This window comes from Shimia sp. R11_0, assembly GCF_017744035.1.
In the GTDB taxonomy this organism is placed as follows: Bacteria; Pseudomonadota; Alphaproteobacteria; order Rhodobacterales; family Rhodobacteraceae; genus Shimia; species Shimia marina.
In genome coordinates this window covers 145,702-163,462 of the sequence record NZ_JAGHQY010000009.1, presented here as the reverse complement: position 1 = coordinate 163,462, position 17,761 = coordinate 145,702, and the positions used below count along the sequence as shown (strand labels likewise).

Here is a 17,761-nt window from a genome sequence, read left to right as displayed (position 1 = left end):
AACCGTCAAACAAACGCCGGGTCACAGCCCACTTCATTTGACCTCAAATATCCCGGGGGTTTGGGGGCTGGCCCCCAATGCCTCCCGCCCCCTCCGTCCTCGTCACACCCCAGTTCGCCAAAACAAAAAAGGCCGCCCCCATCGGAGCGGCCTCTCACTGTCCCAGTATCTGGGGGTCTGGACTTATTCGTCGTCCAGTGCCTCTACGGCTTTTTGCAGGTCGTCTTTGGAGACCTCTTTTTCGCTCACTTCCGCCAGCTCAAAGACATAGTCGACCACTTTGTCTTCAAAGATTGGCGCACGCAGCTGCTGCTGCATCTGAGCGTTCTGCTGGATGAATTCGAAGAACTGACGCTCCTGACCAGGGTACTGACGCGCCTGGTTCATGATCGCTTGGGTCATCTCGGCGTCGGTCACTTCGACCTCTGCTTTTTGGCCCAGCTCTGCGAGCAGCAGGCCCAGACGCACGCGGCGCTCAGCCAGTGTGTTGTGCTCTTCGGTTGGCTCGATCTTATCGTGATCGTGGCCTTCCACTTCTGGGTTTTCTTCATGCCACAGCTGGTGCGCAATCTGGCCTGCTTCCGCTTCCACCAGGGATGGTGGCAGATCGAAAGACACCAGCTTGTCCAGCTCGTCCAGCAGTGCGCGCTTGGTCACCGCACGTGCGGCACCGGCGTACTCTGCTTCCAGACGCTCAGTGATCTGAGTTTTCAGACCTGCGAGATCTTCGGCACCGAATTTGGTCGCCAGCTCGTCGTTGATTTCCGCAGCAACCGGCTCTTTCACCTCTTTGATGGTGCAGGAGAACACGGCTTCTTTGCCCGCGAGGTTTTCGGCGCCGTACTCTTCTGGGAAGCTCACGGTCACGTCTTTTTCTTCGCCCGCTTTCACACCAACCAGTTGCTCTTCAAAGCCGGGGATGAACTGGCCGGAGCCGAGGGTCAGAGGGAAGTCTTCGCCTGCGCCGCCGTCAAAGGCTTCGCCGTCAATGCGGCCCACGAAGTCCATGACAACCTGATCGCCGTCCTGTGCCGCGTCACCTTCGCCGCGTGCTTTGAAATCCTGCGCGGTCTCTGCGAGGTTGCCAAGCGCTTCCTCAACAGCGGCGTCATCCGCCTTCACAACCATTTTCTCCAGCTTGATGCCTTTGAGGTCAACTTCAGGGATCTCTGGCAGCGCCTCATAGGACATCTCGACTTCTACGTCAGAGCCAGGCTTCCAGTTTTCGCCGTCTTTCATCTCGACTTTTGGCTGCAGCGCCGGACGGTCGCCGGACTCTTCGAAATGCGCGTTCATCGCACCATCGATGGTCTCTTGCATGGCTTCGCCCATCAGGCGCTCACCAAACTGCTTTTTCAGAAGCGGCATCGGCACTTTGCCTTTGCGGAAGCCTTTCATTTCGATTTCCGGCTGCGCTTCTTTCAGCTTTTCGTCCACTTTCGCGTCCAGCTCAGCGGCGGTTACAGTGATCGAATAGCCGCGCTTCAGACCTTCGTTCAGCGTCTCGGTTACCTGCATCAGGGTTCCCCATCAAGTAAAGGCGCGCGTCCACATCCGGCCCGCGCGCGGTCGAAAAATTTGAGTTCTTCTAGAGGCCCACGCGCAAGGGCGCAAGGGCATATGCGTGCAAAAACGCGCCCGATCCAAAAGACCGGGCGCGCAACTCAGACAATTGTTGGCTCGCAACGGGTTTAAAAGCTCCAGCGTGCCCCAATCATATAGCCATCCACATCGCTAAAGGTCGTACCGGGCTGGTCATAGGCGTGATTGCGGTAGGCCGCAAAAATATCCAGATCTGCCGATTCGACTTTCTGAACCGCCTGCAGCCCCCATGCCACCCCCTCATCCCCTGACACCACCATGTCGCGAGACCGGTACACATCAAACGACAGATGCGTGCGTCCAAAAGAAAGCCAGTCGCGCTGATAGCCCAGCTTGGCATAGATGTAGCTTCCCGATCCGTCATTATCGCCAAGCGAAACCGTGCCGCTCACCCCGCTTGGACGGTGAAAGGCCCCAAGCGAGCCAATAACGGTTTTGGTTTCGCCCCCCGCAAGATCATTGATCGCATAAGCGAATGTGCCACCATACAAGAGATCTCCGGTATCTTTCTTGTACCGCAATGCCACATCATAGAATGTGTCGTCATTGCCATCCCTCAAGATCTCCTGACCTGCCGCAATGGCAAAAACCAGCCCGTTGAATGACTTCGTATCATACCGCACGCGCCCACGGCGCCCGCCGTCAAAGTCCTGAAATACGTCGCCAACATCCACAGCAGACAAACCGCCCCCGCTTTCGCGGAACAGAATGCCGCCAAAGCTATCGCGCACCGAGACTGTCCCCGCCAACCCCGTGCCCGATTGATCCGGATCGCTGGTGATCCCATCAGATGCCATGGACCCCTGCCCCAAATAGAAGGTGCCGAAGTCATCGGTGCGGTAGATCACCTCTACCTTACGCAAACGCGTCAGATCCCAATAGGTGTTGGGCGGCTCACTCAACTGGCTCACCCCGTCCGATGGCTTAATGCCAAAAGAGGTCTCGAACTTGAACTGCAGCTCGCCCCCTACCACAGGAGTATGGTAGCGCGCACCAAACCGGCTCGGCGCATTGGAGTTGTCCGCCCAGTAATCCGTCCGCGTAGCCCCGTCATCCGCGCTGAAAAAGCCCAGATTGAAGAACCCATAGTAGTCAAAGCCGTGGTCGTCTTCGGCCCAGGAGGCCCCCGCAAATGTGGCTGCGCTGAGAGCTACTGCCAGAAGCAGGCTCCGTGAGGTTTTCGTTTTGTGACCCATAGCAATTTCTCCATGCTGTCCTGCGCCCAAAGCGTCAGGTGGTCCGGTTCTGCCAACCGGCAGAACGCGTCCGTGAAAGCTCCATGTGGTGCCGCGCAATATGCGGCACATCCCTGATGTATCCTGTCTATGCTGCCGCCCCGGTGCAGCACAAAGCCGCAAAATGCCACGCCTTTGGCCGGTCAATACATGGCTTGACTATACCTATGGTATTACGGCGCTGCAAAATATACCCGCAAACGCCTTCCTCCGACACCCGCCACTTGCCCAAACGTCCCACAGCAGAGCCGTCACCTCGCCAAGCCCACCCTAGCAGAAAACGCACCTCGAAGCTGTTGCTTTCTCCAGTGCCGAAGCCCCAAGAGCCCCGGTTCGGCAGACACAATCAGCCCTTTGCCCAACCAATTTCGCCACCTCTAGGATAGATACGCCACTCAACCATGGCCTAAATGCCTCATAACCCTTTGCTTTATGGAATTGTGGCAAAAAAGTGTTTGGATTAATTGCGCGGGATATTTATACATTTCCCTAGCAAACAAGGGCATAAGCCCGATCAACCTAGAGCGGTAGAATATAAATGAGTAGTTTGAGTTATGCCCTCCGCGGCGCGGATGGAGTTGTGGGCCGTGGGCAAACGGCTGAGGCGACACACGGCACTTTGGCGTTGCAGCAAGCCAAAGAAATTTCCCTGAACCTCGCGCCAAATGACATTGCAGGCTATGTGCAGGACGGCAACAACCTGATCATCCACCTCGCCTCTGGTGAGACCATCACATTAGAAAACTACTTTGTGGCGATTGACGGGGAAGAGCGTGATCTCTTCCTCTCCAAAGATGGCCAATTCCATCAGGTCAATCTCGGCGACAGCGTCAACGATCAGTATTTTGCGCAATATGACGAGATCTCCATCAATGAAAAATGGAGCGCCTATGACGAACTGACCTTCCTTGATCTGGAACGTATCGAGCCAGTGGTAGCGCCGCTGGTCGCCCCTTTTGCAGCTCTACCCGGCATTCTGGGGCTCGGCGGTGCTGCAGTCGCAACCAGTGCATTGCTGGATGATGGCAATGGCGGCGGTGGCAATGGGGTGATCACCCCCACGGTGGATGATGCTGATATCTCCCGCGTGATTGGTGGCACCGGCGAAGACACGGTCACCATCACTGGCACCGGCGAGCCCGGTTCTTCTGTTTCCGTCACCATCGGCGGCGAAACAGGCACCACCGTGATCGGCGATGACGGCACCTATTCCGTGGTCTTCGATCCCGCCGCTCTGCCCGATGATGGCGTTTACGACAGCACGGTCACTGTGACAAACCCCGGCGGCACGGTCTTTGATCTTGACGGCCCTTCGGTGGACATCGACACCACCCCACCGGACGTAACCGTGGCCGACGGCACCGTCTCTACAGGTGATATCGTCAACGAAGATGACCACAGCACCGGCCATGTGATCTCCGGCGTTGGCGAAGCAGGGGCCACACTCACCGTCGAAATCGACGGCACCACCCACACCACCACTGTGCTGGATGACGGCACTTGGTCCGTCACTTTTGCCAGCGGCGAGATCCGCACAGGCGAATATCAGACCGCTGTCACCATCACCTCCACCGATGCGCGCGGCAATGTCACCACCGTGTCCGACATGCTCGACGTGGACACCATCGCCCCCGGCGTGGCCCTGAACACCGTCGAAGGTGACAACGTGATCAACGCCACAGAAGCAACTGATGGCATTGCACTTTCCGGAACTGGCGAAGCAGGCACCACGCTGTCAATTCTCTTTGAAGGCGTCACTCAGACAGTAACAGTGGCCGGCGATGGCACATGGTCGACCACTTTCGCAGCCTCCACCGTACGTAATGGCACCTATGACAGCACCATCGCAATCACTGCGACGGATGCCGCAGGCAACAGCCACATCGAGAGCTTTGCTGTACGTGTGGACACAGAAGGCACAGCCACCATCACCGCCCCGATCGCGGGGGATAACATCGTCAACGCGGCAGAACACGCCAGCGGCGTCACGCTGACAGGCACCGCCGAGGCCGGAGCCTCCGTTGCCATCACCGTGCAGGGTATCACGCACACCGTGATCGCCGATCAGAACGGCCAGTGGACCACTACCTACACAACGGCTGAAATTCCCGCAGGCACCTACGACACCTCTGTGTCAGTGTCCGCCACGGATGGCGCAGGCAATGTCACGTCCACAACCGGCACCTTCCGCGTGGATACGGAAATCTCCGCCGGTCTGGACACCAATCAGCTGGGCGGCGACAACATTGCCAATGCCACAGAACACGCTGCTGGCGTGACGCTGACCGGCACAGCAGAACCAGGCGCCTCTGTTGCCGTGACCCTTGAGGGTATCACCCGCACTGTCACCGCCGCCGCAAACGGCACATGGTCGGCAAGCTACACCGCTGCAGAGCTGCCGCAAGGCACCTACAACAGCACGGTCTCCGTCACGGCCACGGATGCCGCAGGCAACAGCACATCCACCTCTGGCAATATCTCGGTAGATACTGAAATCTCTGCCACCTATGACGCCGGTCAGGTCGGCGGCGATGACATCGCCAGTGCCACCGAAGTGGCCAATGGCTTCACCCTCACAGGCACCGCAGAACCGGGCAGCTCGGTCGTGGTGCAACTGGGCAATGCCTCCCGCACGATCACGGCAGCCGCCAATGGCAGCTGGAGCGCCACTTTCACCACAGCCGATGTGCCGCAGGGGGAATATGACGCCGCCGTGACTGTCACAGCCACAGACACCGCAGGCAACGTGGCCACCACCACAGACACCCTACGCGTAGACACCTCCACAAGCATTGACGTTGACATCAACGCCGGTGTCTTCGCTGCACCAGTGAACGCTGCACAGATGCGCGGTGGTGTGGTGCTAGAAGGCACAACAGATCCGGGGGCCGCCGTGGTCATCACCGTAGAAGGCGTGACCCGCACCACGACGGCAGATGCCTCTGGCAACTGGTTTGTCACCTACGAAAGCGGCTCCCTGCCCGAAGGCACCTACACAGCCACGGCAACTCTCGCCGTGACCGATGCCGCTGGCAACACCGCCAATGCCAATGCCACCTTTGCCGTGGACACGGAAATCACCAACCCGGTGGTGCAATCTGTGACCTTCGCGGATGACGATGTGACTTCCGTATCTCTGGACAAAGAATCTCAGGATTACAGCATCCATGTGCTGAATCAGGATGGCAGCACTGCCGAACTCGCCACCACCGAAGTGGCGCTTGGCGGCGATGAATCGCTCTTTGTGCTCAACCCACGGGCCTCTGATGGCACCCATTTGGTGATCGCTTCCAGCGATGACGCAGGCAACGAATCTGACACGCTTCTGGTGCTGGACGACAATGTGACCAACACAGGCACACTCAACCATGCGGCCATCAACGGGTTCAACATTGAAGGTATCGAGCTGGACTACGCCTCTGATGCCCATCTGACCCTGACAGAAGCACAGATCCGCGAACTGTCTGACACCTCCGACACGCTCACCATTCACGGTGGTTCTGACGATCAGATCACCGTCACAGATGCGGTCAAAACCAATCAGACGGTCAACATCGAAGGCGAAGCCTATGATGTCTACACAGTTGGCAATGATGGCGTGACCCTGATCGTCGATCAGGACATCACCGTAACCATCTAACACCTTTTACTGCGGCCCTGCCCAAACGGGGCCGCAGCCCCTATTGACGACGAACTTCGGACTACCAGACTCCCCATGCCAAGCCGCTCCTTCAAGACAACCCTGCCCCTGCTTCTTGGGGCCACGGTGCTCAGCGGCTGCATGTCCAACCTGCCAGAGCTCAGCAACCCCTTGGCGCTGCTGCAGCCCAAACCAGATGCCACTGCGCCTGCCGAAGACGTCACCAAACGCTCCAGCTTTGAACAGGACACACCAGAGGGCGAAGAAGCCCAAAGCGTGATCCTGACCACGCTTCTGGCCCGCCAATCCGTTCTGGAAGAAGATGGCACCTTGGGCCATGTGGCCGACGTGGCGGTCTCTTCTTCAAAACGCGCTGCCGAAGCCGAACTGCAAACCGCAAAACTGCGCGCCGAGGCCGAAGACAAAAACTGGCTGCCCACCATCGGCCCAGAGATTTCACTCACCTCTCTGGGGGATGTGATTGCCGGCCTGGTGTTTGAACAGGTGCTCTTTGACCACGGGCGCAAAAAGGCCGAACGCGCCTATGCCGCAGCCGATGTCGAAGTGGCCGCTGTCACCCTGTCCCAGGATCTCAATGAGCGCAGCTACACCGCGCTGGCGCTCTATCTCAAAGGTCTGCGCGGCGCCGAAAAAGCCCGCGTCGGCACCAATGGTCTGGTACAGCTGCACGAGTTTGAGCGTATCGTTCAGGGCCGCGTGGATGGCGGCATCGCCAACAAGGGCGACCTGCGCATGGTGCGCAGCAAAATCCAGACACTGGAAACCAAAAGCGAAACCGCCCGCGAAAGCAGCGTCACCGCACTGGCCGAACTTCAGGCCATGACCGGCACCGCTTTCTCGCTCTCCCCGGCTGAGCCGCTCAACAGCAATTATCCCGGCGTAGAGCCACTCGATGTGCTCAAGGCCCGCGCCGAAGCAGACCGCGCCGTGGCACAGGCCACCGTAGAGCGCGCAGCCCAGCTGCCCGGCCTCTCCGCCAGCGCCAGCGTGACCAATCAGGGCAACGGTGCCAGCTTGGACGTGGGCAATGACGTCGGCCTTGGCCTTGGCACCGGCGCACGCCTGAAAGCCATCGAAGCCTCCAAGGACATTGCCAAACGGCAGGTGGACGAGGCCCGCGAAGATGGCGCCCGCGCCCGCAAGCGACTGGAAAACAACATCGTCAGCCTCACCCGCCAAGAGAGCGAAGCCACCGCCCTCGCCCGCGAAGGCCGTGACACATATAAGCTCTTTGAGGCACAGTTCCGCGCCGGTCAGCGCTCCGTACTGGAGGTGGTGGATGTCTACGAGCAATCTGTGCTGCGCGCGCTGGATGGAGTGGACGCCAAATATGACAAAATCCTCGCACAGCTCGAGCTGGCCCGCGATCTTGGTCTGCTGGCGGATGGGGACAAGATTTGAGTGGTGAGGCGACAGAGGGCAAAGCGCCTGTCGTGCTGTCCATCGCGGCGGTCAAAGCGGCCAAACCCGCCAATCAATCCCCCGCGCCCAAAACAGCCCCAACAGCCTCCACAAAGACCTCCGAGGCCCCCGCGGACGCAATCCATGATCTTGTGGAAGCCACCGCCACCCGCATTCAACACCGCGCCACGCTGATTTCCACATTGGCCGCCCTAAATGGCGCCGATGTGCCGGTTACCGACATTGCCGAACATATGTGGACATCCGCCCCCGGTGATGTGTCGCTCAAGGCCCTCTCCGGCGCGCTGTCCCATGCCGGGGTAGAGCCCAAGATTCACGGCAAACTGGCCATTGCCCCCGCCTCCTGGCCCGCCATAGCTGAAATGACCAACGGTCAGGCCATCCTTGTGCTGTCTCAGAACGAAGACATCCTCACCGTCTATGACGACAGCTGCGCCGACAACCGCGCCGAAGTCCCAGTCCACGAGTTTGAGCCCTTCTTCTCCGGCACCGCCCTGCGCGCCAAAGTCTCCCTGCGTCAATTGGCTGAACGCCATGTGCCGCAGCTGGCCGATGGCATGTCCGGTCACTGGTTCTGGGGCGAGTTCACCAAATACCGCCGCCACATGGGCGAGATCATGCTTGGCTCGCTGGTCGCCAATCTGCTGGCCGTGGCCGTGGCCCTGTTCTCGCTACAGGTCTATGACCGGGTGATCCCGCATCAATCCGAGGCCACCCTCTGGGTGCTCGCCATTGGCGCAATCTTTGCCATCGGTCTGGAGGGCCTGCTGAAACTCGCCCGCGCCAAAATGAGCGACGCCGCTGGCCGCCGTATGGAACTCTCGATCCAGCACCGCCTGATGAAGCGCCTGCTGGGCATGCGTTCTGATCGACGCCCCCTGCCGCCCTCCGGCCTGTTTGCCGCCATGCGCGATTTTGGCGCCGTGCGGGATTTCTTCACCTCCACCACAATCTCCGTGCTCGCGGATATGCCGTTTATCGTCATCTTCCTCGCGCTGGTGGCCTCCATTGCAGGCAATCTCGTCTGGGTGCTCCTGCTGGGCGGCGTCCTCATGGTGCTGCCCGCTTACGTGTTACAAAAACGGATGATTTCCCTGTCTCGCGAAACACAAGGCGCCTCCGCCAAAGTCGGCCGCCTGCTGCAAGAAGTCATCACCGAGCTGGACACCTTGAAAACCCAGCGCGGCGAAGATCGCGTGCTGCGCCTCTGGGATGAGCTCAACGCTGTATCTTCTCATTCCTCCGCCGAACAGCGCCGCCTCAGTTCCGCCCTGACCTACTGGTCCCAAGGCGTGCAACAAACCACCTATATCGCCACCGTGGTCATCGGCACCTATCTGGTCTTTGCAGGGGAATTCACCGTTGGCACCATCATTGCCACCGGCATCCTGACCTCACGCACGCTTGCGCCGCTGACCCAGTTTGCCGGCACGCTTGCGCGCTGGTCCAATGTGAAAGGCGCGCTGGAAAGCCTCGATGCCATTGCGCTCTCTGAGCAGGAAAAAGGCAGCGACCGCAAATACCTGCGCCGTGAAAAACTCACCGGTCAGTTTGAACTGCGCGAATTGTCCTTCGCCTATGATACCGATGCCGCCCCCACATTGGATGTGCCCGGCGTGGTCATCAAACCCGGCCAGCGCGTGACCATTCTGGGCGCAAACGGCTCCGGCAAATCCACCCTGCTCAAACTCATGGCGGGGCTCTATGGCCCCACCAAAGGCCGCGTGCTGCTGGATGGCACCGACATGGCCCAGATTGATCAGCGCGACCTGCGCCGCAACATCGGCTACCTCTCGCAAGACGTGCGCCTCTTTGCTGGCTCCCTGCGCGACAACCTCAACCTGACACAGCTGGAACGCGATGATGACCGTCTGATGGAGGCGCTGGATTTTGCCGGGCTTGGCCCTTTCCTGCGCAACCACCCGCAGGGGCTTGATCTGCAAATCCGCGACGGCGGCGAAGGGCTCTCCATTGGTCAGCGCCAGTCGATCGGCTGGGCGCGGCTCTGGCTGCAAAACCCCGCCATTGTCCTGCTGGATGAACCCACCGCCGCGCTGGATCAGACGCTGGAGCGCACCTTGGTCAGCCGCCTGTCAAAATGGCTCGACGGGCGCACTGCCCTCATCGCCACCCACCGCACGCCCATTCTCGCGCTCTCCACACGCACGCTTATCCTGCAAAACGGGCGCCTTGTGGTGGATGGCCCCCGCGAACAGGTGCTCGCTCATCTTGCCGCCGGAGAAGGCGCATGACCGCTACCCACCACGATGACGGGCTCGATGATCAACTGCGCGCCTCCCGCCTCACCATCCGCCTGATCTTCATGGCCGTTGCCCTCTTTGTGCTCTGGGCCGCCGTCGCCTGGGTCGATGAAATCGTGCGCGCCGATGGTCAGGTGGTCTCCTCCTCGCGCTCCCAATCCGTGCAGAACCTCGAAGGCGGCATCCTCGCCGACCTCGCCGTCAAACAGGGCGATCTGGTCGAGGCCGGTCAGGTGCTTGCCACCCTCAGTGACACCCGCTTCCGCTCCGCCTTTGATGACCTTCAGGATCAGCTTGACGCGCTGGAGCTGCGCCGCCTGCGCCTTGAGGCCGAAATCGAAGGGCAGTTCGACTTTGCCGCCCCCGAAGCGCTCTCAAGCCGCGCGCCGCTGATCCTCTCCTCTGAGAAAGCCCTGCTCGCCGCCCGCCAGACCGACATCGACAGCCGCCGCGAAGGCGCCTTCACCCAGCTTGAACAGGCGCAGGAAGAGCTCGCCAACATGGAGCGGCTCTATAAAAAAGAGTTTGTCGCCCTGTTGGAGGTCAACAAAGCCCGCGAAAAAGCCTCAGAGGCTGAAATCCGCTATATGGACATCCTCACGCAGGCCGAACTCACCCGCGCGGAGGAATATTCCGAAACCCTCAAAGAGATCACCTCGCTGGGTCAGGAAATGCGACTGGCCCAAGATCAGCTCTCGCGCACCGTGATCACCGCCCCCATGCGCGGCATCGTCAACAACCTCGCCGTCACCACCATCGGCGGCGTGGTGCGCCCCGGCGAAGAAATCTTTGAAATCATCCCCTTGGGCGAAGAGCTCTTTGTGGAGGCCCGCGTGCGCCCGGAAAACATCGCCAATGTGGAACCCGGCCAAGACGCCTCCATCAAGCTCACCGCCTATGATTACACCATCTACGGCACGCTCAAAGGCAAGGTGGATTTCATCTCGGCCGACACCTTTGAGGATGAGCGCGATCCCTCCCTGCCGCCGTTTTACAAGGTCACGGTCACAGTGGACACCTCCGAGCTGACCGAGCGCCAAAAGGCCATAGAAATCCGCCCTGGCATGCGCGCCACCGTGGAGTTGCACACCGGCTCCAAAACCGTCCTGCGCTACCTGCTCAAACCGCTCTACAAAAGCAAAGAGGCCTTCCGAGAACCCTAACCCCCGCCCCGGACCCGATCCGGGGCCTCGCCGGTCCCGCGCCCCCAAACGTTGCGCAAGCACGCCCCCAAAACACCCCGCCAATGTGGTTGACGCGCGCAGGTCGCTCACCCAATGATTGTGCGAATAGAAAATTTCAGCTTTTGAAGACCTGTTATGCCAACTTATCTTGAGGGTCTCGCGATCCAATTTTACCGGGGCATCGGCCCAGAAACCCAATACATCGCACCATTTTCAGACATGAATTTCTTTGTGGGCGAGAACAACGCTGGCAAGTCGGTGGTTCTCAACCTCATCGCGGAACACCTCAATCCAGATCCAAAGTACTCCCCGAGCGGCAAAACAGACATCCACCGCGGCGCAAAAGAAGGGCATTTTCAAATAAACCTTGGCGTCAGTGAAAGAACCCTTCGCGCTGAGCTATTAAGACCTCTTCGTGAAACGATACGATCATCTAAGCAACACAAACCGCCTCCTCTCACTGAAAAGCAAATAGAGGATATCACGACAAACATGACACGTCAGTTGCTTTATAAAGGCGGCGTATGGCTTGAGAGCTCCAATTATAGCGGCGGCTACTGCTTACTGCGGCGTGTCTATGGTAAAAGCTTCGAGAAAAGGCTTGATGTCACGCAGTGGGAAGCGTTCGCCAACATATTTGGTGTAGTCAAGTATCGTGACCCCTCTTCAGCATTTCGAAGTTTCTTAGAGAGCGGAGTTACATCTTTAGGCCTAAAACTCCCTCCGCGTATGATCATACCAGCCAAGCGCCAGCTCGGTGCAGGCAACGAAGCCTTCGACGATCTCTCTGGCAAAGGTCTGATCCAACACCTCGCAGAAATTCAAAACCCGGATTTTGATGAACGTGAGAAAAAAGACCTATTTGATCAGATCAACAATTTCGTCCGCGTGGTCACCGGCAAAGCTGACGCGTTGTTGGAAGTTCCAAATCACCGCGAACACTTACTCGTGCATATGGACAACAAAGTCCTGCCGCTGTCTTCCCTTGGCACCGGCATCCACGAAGTCATCCTGATCGCCGCATTCTGCACCATTCATCAGCACAAAATCATGTGCCTTGAAGAGCCTGAGATCCATCTGCATCCGGTGCTACAACGCAAACTGATCCGCTATCTCAAAGAGAACACGGAAAATCAGTATTTCATCGCCACCCACTCCGCCGCCTTTATCGACACCCCCGGCACATCCGTTTTTCATGTCCGCAACGACGGCATACAGACCTTTGTCGATGCCGCTGTGACCAAAGATCAACATCGCAAAATCTGCGATGATCTCGGGTATCGCGCCTCCGACATCTTACAGGCCAATGCCGTGATCTGGGTCGAAGGCCCCTCTGATCGGATCTATGTGAAACATTGGCTGAAACAGATTGATGATCGCCTGACTGAGGGAGAGCATTACGCAATCATGTTCTATGGCGGCAGCCTGATGCGCCACCTTACGGCGGATGACAGCGCCATTGACGATTTCATTAATCTGCAAAATCTGAACCGCAATTTCGCACTCATCCTTGATAGTGACAAAGATGATGCAACAGCAGAACTGAAATCCGCGGCACAACGCCTGAAGGATGAGATCGCAAAAACCGGCGGTGTGATCTGGATCACGCAAGGACGGGAGATTGAAAACTACCTCCCGCATGAGCAACTGCAAGAGGCCTTAAAAACGCTTCACCCTCGAATTTACAACGCGCCTTTGGCAGGAGGCACCTATGACCATGCCTTCTACTTTGAACGTAAGGACACAGCCTCTTGCGCCGAAAAAACATTCAAATCCGGAGACAAAGTGGGCGCGGCCACTCGCATCTGCAAAGACGACGCCCCAGTTGATTTTTCCATGCTTGATTTACAAGAGCGGATCACTGAACTGGCCGATATGATCTCAAAAGCCAATGGCTTATAGCCCCCCAAAGGACCCACCCCCTCATGGATCTCACCCATATCCTCGCCTTCAACCTCGCACTTGCTGCGGCCATTGCCAGCCCCGGCCCGGCCTTTCTGATCTCTGTGAAAACCACGCTCACCGCCGGGCGGCGCGCGGGGCTGGCCGTGGGCGCGGGGCTGGGTCTCATGGCCTCGCTCTGGACCCTGTCGGCCCTGCTGGGGCTGGATGTCATTTTCACAGCCTTCCCCTGGGCCTATGTGGCGGTGAAAACCATCGGCGCGCTCTATCTGCTCTATATAGCTTATGGCATGTGGAAAGGCGCGCGCACGCCGCTCGCCCCCTCCGAGGTGAAACCCGCGCGCCATGCCTTTTTGCAAGGGCTGATGATCAACCTGATGAACCCGAAATCCGTGCTTTTTGCCGCCGCAGTTCTGGTGGTGATTTTTCCGCCAGATATGGCACTTGCACAAAAAGGCCTGATCGCCGCCAACCAACTGGCCATAGAGCTGATGTTCTATGCGCTTGTGGCCTTCGGTATGAGCACCAGCACCGCCCGCGCCGCCTATCTGCGGGCCAAATCTCACATTGATCGCATCGCCGCCGTGGTGCTGAGCGCTTTGGGGCTGCGCCTGCTGTTTGGTCGTTGATCCCCCTCAAACAACAAAGGCGGCCTGCATCGGGCCGCCTTACGAAAGGTCTGGTGTCATGTGCCGCAAAGCGCCGCGTCTAGCCGCCTGTTATCATCTGATGCAAGGTATCCGCACTCAACAGCGTACCGACAGAGACATTCTGCCCGCCCATCGCCGCCTTGGCAGACACCACCGAAACCACCGCCGGATTGCGCCCCTTGGTCAGCGCCAGCACCGGCGCCCCTGAGGCCCCAAATTCCACCTCACAGCTCATCACCAGCGTCTCTCCCTGACGGGCCAGCACCCGGCAAGGATACTCCAGAATGGGATCCGCGCGGTTGCTCACCGTATAGCTCAGCACCCCCAGCATATCGCCACTGCTCAGATTGGCCCCATAGCGCATCGGCAGCACATTGTTCTTGGAAATCGGCCGCGACAGTTTCAGCAACGCCAGATCGCTGCCCACCTGGGCATTGCCCTTGCTGCGATGCTCATACTGCGGATGCACTGAGGCCCGCACCACAGAGCGCACCGCAACGGCCTTGCCCGCCTTCAGCCCGGCCTGAAACTCAATCCGGCTCATCTGCACACGCTTCCCGCTGCGTTGATCATAGAGGCAATGCGCCGCTGTCAGCACCGTATCCGCAGAAATCAGTGCGCCGGTACACATCGCACGCCCCGAGACCACCAAACGGCCCACCGCCGCCTCACCGGGCAGAGCTTGGGTCACAGGTTGGCGGGTCTCCGCAGCTACAGCAGCAGGCAGCAGAGCTGCAATCAGGGCTAGTCGTTTCAGGGCGCGCATGAGGCCTCCATTAGTCGTTAACCCATCTACACAGGAGATCACGGCAGCAATCGGGCAAAACCGGTACGATTTACGTCCTGTTCCAAACGCTTACAGTGCCGCAAACTTCTTTCTAAAGTCCGACGTCGTACATAGAATTTTAAGAAAATCTCTTATTTCTTTGCACCATTTTGCCCTCCCCAGCGTAGAGAGGTCCACATAGCATGCGCCACATTCTGGCCATGTTCCCCACAGACCTCTTGCAAGATGGAGCGTTTATGCCCATTGCTGCCGATCAAAGCACACAAACACACAGGCATCCCATGTCTTCTGATACCCCTCTGAACAGCTTTGCGCCAACAGTCGAAAACCAGCGGCTTTACCGCAACGCGCTCAGCTGTTTTGCCACGGGTGTCACGGTGATCACCACCCGCACGGATGCAGGCCCCATTGGCATGACCGCAAATTCCTTTGCCTCCGTCTCGCTTAACCCCGCATTGGTGCTCTGGTCGTTGGACAATACCTCCAACCGCTTTGATCACTTTGCGCCAGCCACACATTTCGCCATTCATATTCTACGCGCCGATCAACAGGCGCTTTCCAATGCTTTTGCCAAACACGGCGATGCCTTTGATATGGCGGCACATGATCTGAACGCCGAAGGCGTACCGGTGTTTCAGGATTGTCTGGCACGCTTTGAATGCGCCACAGAAGCCAAGCACCCCGCTGGCGATCACACAATCATGCTGGGCCGCGTGCTGCGCGTCGCTCAGGCACCGGGCGAGCCTTTGCTCTTTGCACAACGCGCCTACGGAAGCTTCACGCCCGAAAGCTGAGCAGGCCGACCCTGCCTTGCAAAAATTTCAACCCGGCTTCCCACACGGCAGCCGGGCTTTTTGTTGCACTCAGCCCCCAGCAAATCTTATCACTGCCTCATAACGCGCATTCACTCTTCCTTATTTTCAGGAGTCCCCCATGGACCCTTCCGCCCCTCATAAAAACAGCTTTGACGACATGCTGGCCGCTACTGCGCCGCTGGATCCCATCCCAACTGCTGTGGTGCATCCCTGTGATACTGCCTCGCTGATCGGGGCGCTTGAAGCACGGGACAAAACCCTGATCACGCCCATTCTCGTCGGCCCAGAAGAGCGCATCACCGCCGTCGCCAAAGAAGAAGGCCTTTCACTGGACGGGGTTGAGATTGTTGATGCCAAACACAGCCATGCGAGCGCCTCTGCTGCCGTGCGTCTGGTCCGCGAAGGCAAGGCACAGGCCCTGATGAAAGGCGCGCTGCACACCGATGAGGTGATGAGCGCCGTGGTCGATAAGGTCACCGGCCTGCGCACAGAGCGCCGCATGAGCCACGTCTTTGTGCTCGATGTGCCCGCCTATCCAAAACCGCTGCTCATCACCGACGCGGCGATCAACATCTTCCCTGATCTCATGGTCAAAGCCGATATCGTGCAAAACGCCATTGAGCTTGGCCATGCGCTCGGGGTGCAGACTCCAAAGGTGGCCATCCTGTCCGCATTGGAAACCATCTACCCCAAGATCCCTTCCACGGTCGAGGCCGCCGCCCTGTGCAAAATGGCAGATCGGGGCCAGATCACCGGCGGGCTTCTGGATGGGCCACTGGCCTTTGACAATGCGATCTCCCGCAAGGCCGCCGATGCCAAAGGCATCAATTCCGAGGTCCCCGGCGATGCCGATATTCTCGTCGCACCAGATCTGGAGGCGGGCAATATGATTGCCAAACAGCTCATGTATCTCGCTGGGGCTGACAGTGCCGGTCTGGTGCTGGGCGCACGCGTGCCGATCATGCTGACCTCCCGCGCAGATGGCACCCTCAGCCGCCTTGTCTCTGCCGCGCTTGCGCAACTCATGGTTCACCACAGGCTCGGAAAGGATCTGATGTGAGCAGCCTCACTACAAAAGACGCTTTTCTGGTTCTCAACGCGGGGTCGTCTTCGATCAAATACGCGGTCTACAGCACGAGCCTCAAAATACTTTTGAACGGTCAGGTAGATCGGATCGGCATGGGGCCACAGTATCACGGAGACGGCGCGGCACTTCCGGTGCCTGTCGCCCCCGAAGCCTCCCATGCCGAGGTGCTTGACTGGCTCCTCACCCATATCGAAGCGCTGTCCGGCCCCCTGCGCATTGTTGGCGCAGGGCACCGCGTGGTGCATGGTGGTCAGGAATTTGCCGCCCCCGCCCGCATCACCGATGAGGTGATTGCAAAGCTACAGGCGCTTGCCCCGCTGGCACCGGGCCATCAGCCGCACAATCTCGCAGGCATCGCCGCCGTGGCGCGGCGCTGGCCTGCGATTGCACAGGTTGCCTGTTTTGACACCGCCTTCCACCGCACCCAGCCGCGCGTCTCGCAACTTTTTGCCATCCCCCGCGCCCTGTCTGAGGATGGCGTGCTGCGCTATGGCTTCCACGGGCTGAGCTATCACTATATCTCCACCCAACTGCCCCACCATCTGGACACGCCCAATGGCAAGGTGATTGTCGCACATCTGGGCAATGGCGCCTCCATGTGCGCGATGGAGAATCGTCAGAGCGTGGCCACCACCATGGGCTACACCGCGCTCGATGGGCTAGTCATGGGACGCCGCTGTGGTGAGCTGGATCCCGGTGTGATCTTCCACCTTCTGCGGGATCGCGGCATGTCCTTGGCAGAGATCGAAACCATGCTGGGCACCAAATCCGGTCTGCTTGGGGTCTCTGACCTGAGCTCAGACATGCGCGACCTGCTGGCCTCTGACAGCCCCGCCGCCGCCGAAGCGGTGGAGCTCTTTGTCTATCAGGCCTGCAAGAAAATCGGCGCGCTTGCGGCCACTCTGGGCGGTTTGGATGCCATCGTCTTCACAGGCGGCATCGGCGAAAACGCCGCCCCCATCCGCGCCCGCATTCTGGAAGGCTGTGCATGGCTTGGGGCGGATCTCGATCCAGCGGCCAACGCCGCTGCCGTCAGTCGGATCACCACAAAGGAAAGCCGCCTTGCCGCCCATGTGATCCCCACCGACGAGGAAGGCATCATCGCTGGTGAAACCCAAAGGCTCATCGCCCACTGAGCCTTGCCCGTCTCTTCGC

Annotated in this window: 12 protein-coding genes; 9 read left to right on the top strand and 3 right to left on the bottom strand. The window is 59.0% G+C overall.

What is annotated here, in order from left to right; translation table 11 throughout:
- Positions 1-183: 183 nt before the first annotated feature.
- Both tig and J7382_RS17220 read right to left on the bottom strand, forming a co-directional pair.
- Positions 184-1,518 (bottom strand): trigger factor, encoded by a 1,335-nt coding sequence (tig, locus tag J7382_RS17225; RefSeq protein WP_209070229.1) that lies wholly within the window; start codon positions 1,516-1,518, stop codon positions 184-186.
- 173 nt (positions 1,519-1,691) lie between these two features.
- On the bottom strand, positions 1,692-2,798 hold the full coding sequence (locus J7382_RS17220; RefSeq protein ID WP_209070228.1) for a porin: 1,107 nt from the start codon (positions 2,796-2,798) through the stop codon (positions 1,692-1,694).
- A 577-nt stretch (positions 2,799-3,375) separates the two neighbouring features.
- On the opposite strand from J7382_RS17220, the gene J7382_RS17215 reads away from it, so the two are divergent.
- The 6 genes from J7382_RS17215 to J7382_RS17190 all read left to right on the top strand — a co-directional run bounded on the left by J7382_RS17215 (position 3,376) and on the right by J7382_RS17190 (position 13,896).
- Entirely contained in the window at positions 3,376-6,477 is a 3,102-nt protein-coding gene (locus J7382_RS17215) for an Ig-like domain-containing protein (protein WP_209070227.1), read from the top strand.
- 75 nt (positions 6,478-6,552) lie between these two features.
- The gene (locus J7382_RS17210; RefSeq protein WP_247745082.1) at positions 6,553-7,899 is read left to right on the top strand and encodes a TolC family protein; all 1,347 of its coding nucleotides are present in this window, start codon (positions 6,553-6,555) and stop codon (positions 7,897-7,899) included.
- Complete coding sequence (locus J7382_RS17205; protein ID WP_209070226.1) at positions 7,896-10,172, top strand: type I secretion system permease/ATPase; 2,277 nt, start codon at positions 7,896-7,898, stop codon at positions 10,170-10,172. The genes J7382_RS17210 and J7382_RS17205 overlap by 4 nt, the downstream gene beginning before the upstream one ends.
- Complete coding sequence (locus tag J7382_RS17200; protein ID WP_209070225.1) at positions 10,169-11,344, top strand: HlyD family type I secretion periplasmic adaptor subunit; 1,176 nt, start codon at positions 10,169-10,171, stop codon at positions 11,342-11,344. Before J7382_RS17205 ends, J7382_RS17200 begins: the two co-directional genes overlap by 4 nt.
- A gap of 156 nt (positions 11,345-11,500) precedes the next feature.
- Complete coding sequence (locus J7382_RS17195) at positions 11,501-13,267, top strand: AAA family ATPase (RefSeq protein WP_209070224.1); 1,767 nt, start codon at positions 11,501-11,503, stop codon at positions 13,265-13,267.
- Positions 13,268-13,290: 23 nt separating this feature from the next.
- Positions 13,291-13,896 carry a LysE family transporter gene (locus J7382_RS17190; protein WP_209070223.1) on the top strand — a complete coding sequence of 202 codons (606 nt, stop codon included), beginning with the start codon at positions 13,291-13,293 and terminating at the stop codon, positions 13,894-13,896.
- A 79-nt stretch (positions 13,897-13,975) separates the two neighbouring features.
- Here J7382_RS17190 and J7382_RS17185 read toward each other — a convergent pair whose 3' ends face one another.
- A complete protein-coding gene (locus tag J7382_RS17185) occupies positions 13,976-14,683 on the bottom strand; it encodes a S1 family peptidase (protein ID WP_083499064.1) in 708 nt (235 codons plus the stop codon).
- Positions 14,684-14,985: 302 nt separating this feature from the next.
- Here J7382_RS17185 and J7382_RS17180 point away from each other — a divergent pair, with 302 nt between their 5' ends.
- From J7382_RS17180 to J7382_RS17170, 3 genes are all read left to right on the top strand, one after another.
- Complete coding sequence (locus J7382_RS17180) at positions 14,986-15,498, top strand: flavin reductase family protein (RefSeq protein WP_209070264.1); 513 nt, start codon at positions 14,986-14,988, stop codon at positions 15,496-15,498.
- Between the two features lie 139 nt (positions 15,499-15,637).
- Positions 15,638-16,579, top strand: a complete 942-nt coding sequence (locus J7382_RS17175) for a bifunctional enoyl-CoA hydratase/phosphate acetyltransferase (RefSeq protein ID WP_209070222.1) — start codon at positions 15,638-15,640, stop codon at positions 16,577-16,579.
- Positions 16,576-17,742 carry an acetate/propionate family kinase gene (locus J7382_RS17170; protein WP_209070221.1) on the top strand — a complete coding sequence of 389 codons (1,167 nt, stop codon included), beginning with the start codon at positions 16,576-16,578 and terminating at the stop codon, positions 17,740-17,742. Before J7382_RS17175 ends, J7382_RS17170 begins: the two co-directional genes overlap by 4 nt.
- Positions 17,743-17,761: the final 19 nt, after the last annotated feature.

What these genes read in the sequence shown, in the direction of transcription:
- J7382_RS17200 (WP_209070225.1), top strand. Translation starts at nt 10,169, where the DNA reads ATGACCGCTACCCACCACGATGACGGGCTCGATGATCAACTGCGCGCC.
- J7382_RS17210 (WP_247745082.1), top strand. Translation starts at nt 6,553, where the DNA reads ATGCCAAGCCGCTCCTTCAAGACAACCCTGCCCCTGCTTCTTGGGGCC.
- J7382_RS17175 (WP_209070222.1), top strand. Translation starts at nt 15,638, where the DNA reads ATGGACCCTTCCGCCCCTCATAAAAACAGCTTTGACGACATGCTGGCC.
- J7382_RS17220 (WP_209070228.1), bottom strand. Translation starts at nt 2,798, where the DNA reads ATGGGTCACAAAACGAAAACCTCACGGAGCCTGCTTCTGGCAGTAGCT.
- J7382_RS17180 (WP_209070264.1), top strand. Translation starts at nt 14,986, where the DNA reads ATGTCTTCTGATACCCCTCTGAACAGCTTTGCGCCAACAGTCGAAAAC.
- J7382_RS17190 (WP_209070223.1), top strand. Translation starts at nt 13,291, where the DNA reads ATGGATCTCACCCATATCCTCGCCTTCAACCTCGCACTTGCTGCGGCC.
- tig (WP_209070229.1), bottom strand. Translation starts at nt 1,518, where the DNA reads ATGCAGGTAACCGAGACGCTGAACGAAGGTCTGAAGCGCGGCTATTCG.
- J7382_RS17215 (WP_209070227.1), top strand. Translation starts at nt 3,376, where the DNA reads ATGAGTAGTTTGAGTTATGCCCTCCGCGGCGCGGATGGAGTTGTGGGC.
- J7382_RS17185 (WP_083499064.1), bottom strand. Translation starts at nt 14,683, where the DNA reads ATGCGCGCCCTGAAACGACTAGCCCTGATTGCAGCTCTGCTGCCTGCT.
- J7382_RS17195 (WP_209070224.1), top strand. Translation starts at nt 11,501, where the DNA reads ATGCCAACTTATCTTGAGGGTCTCGCGATCCAATTTTACCGGGGCATC.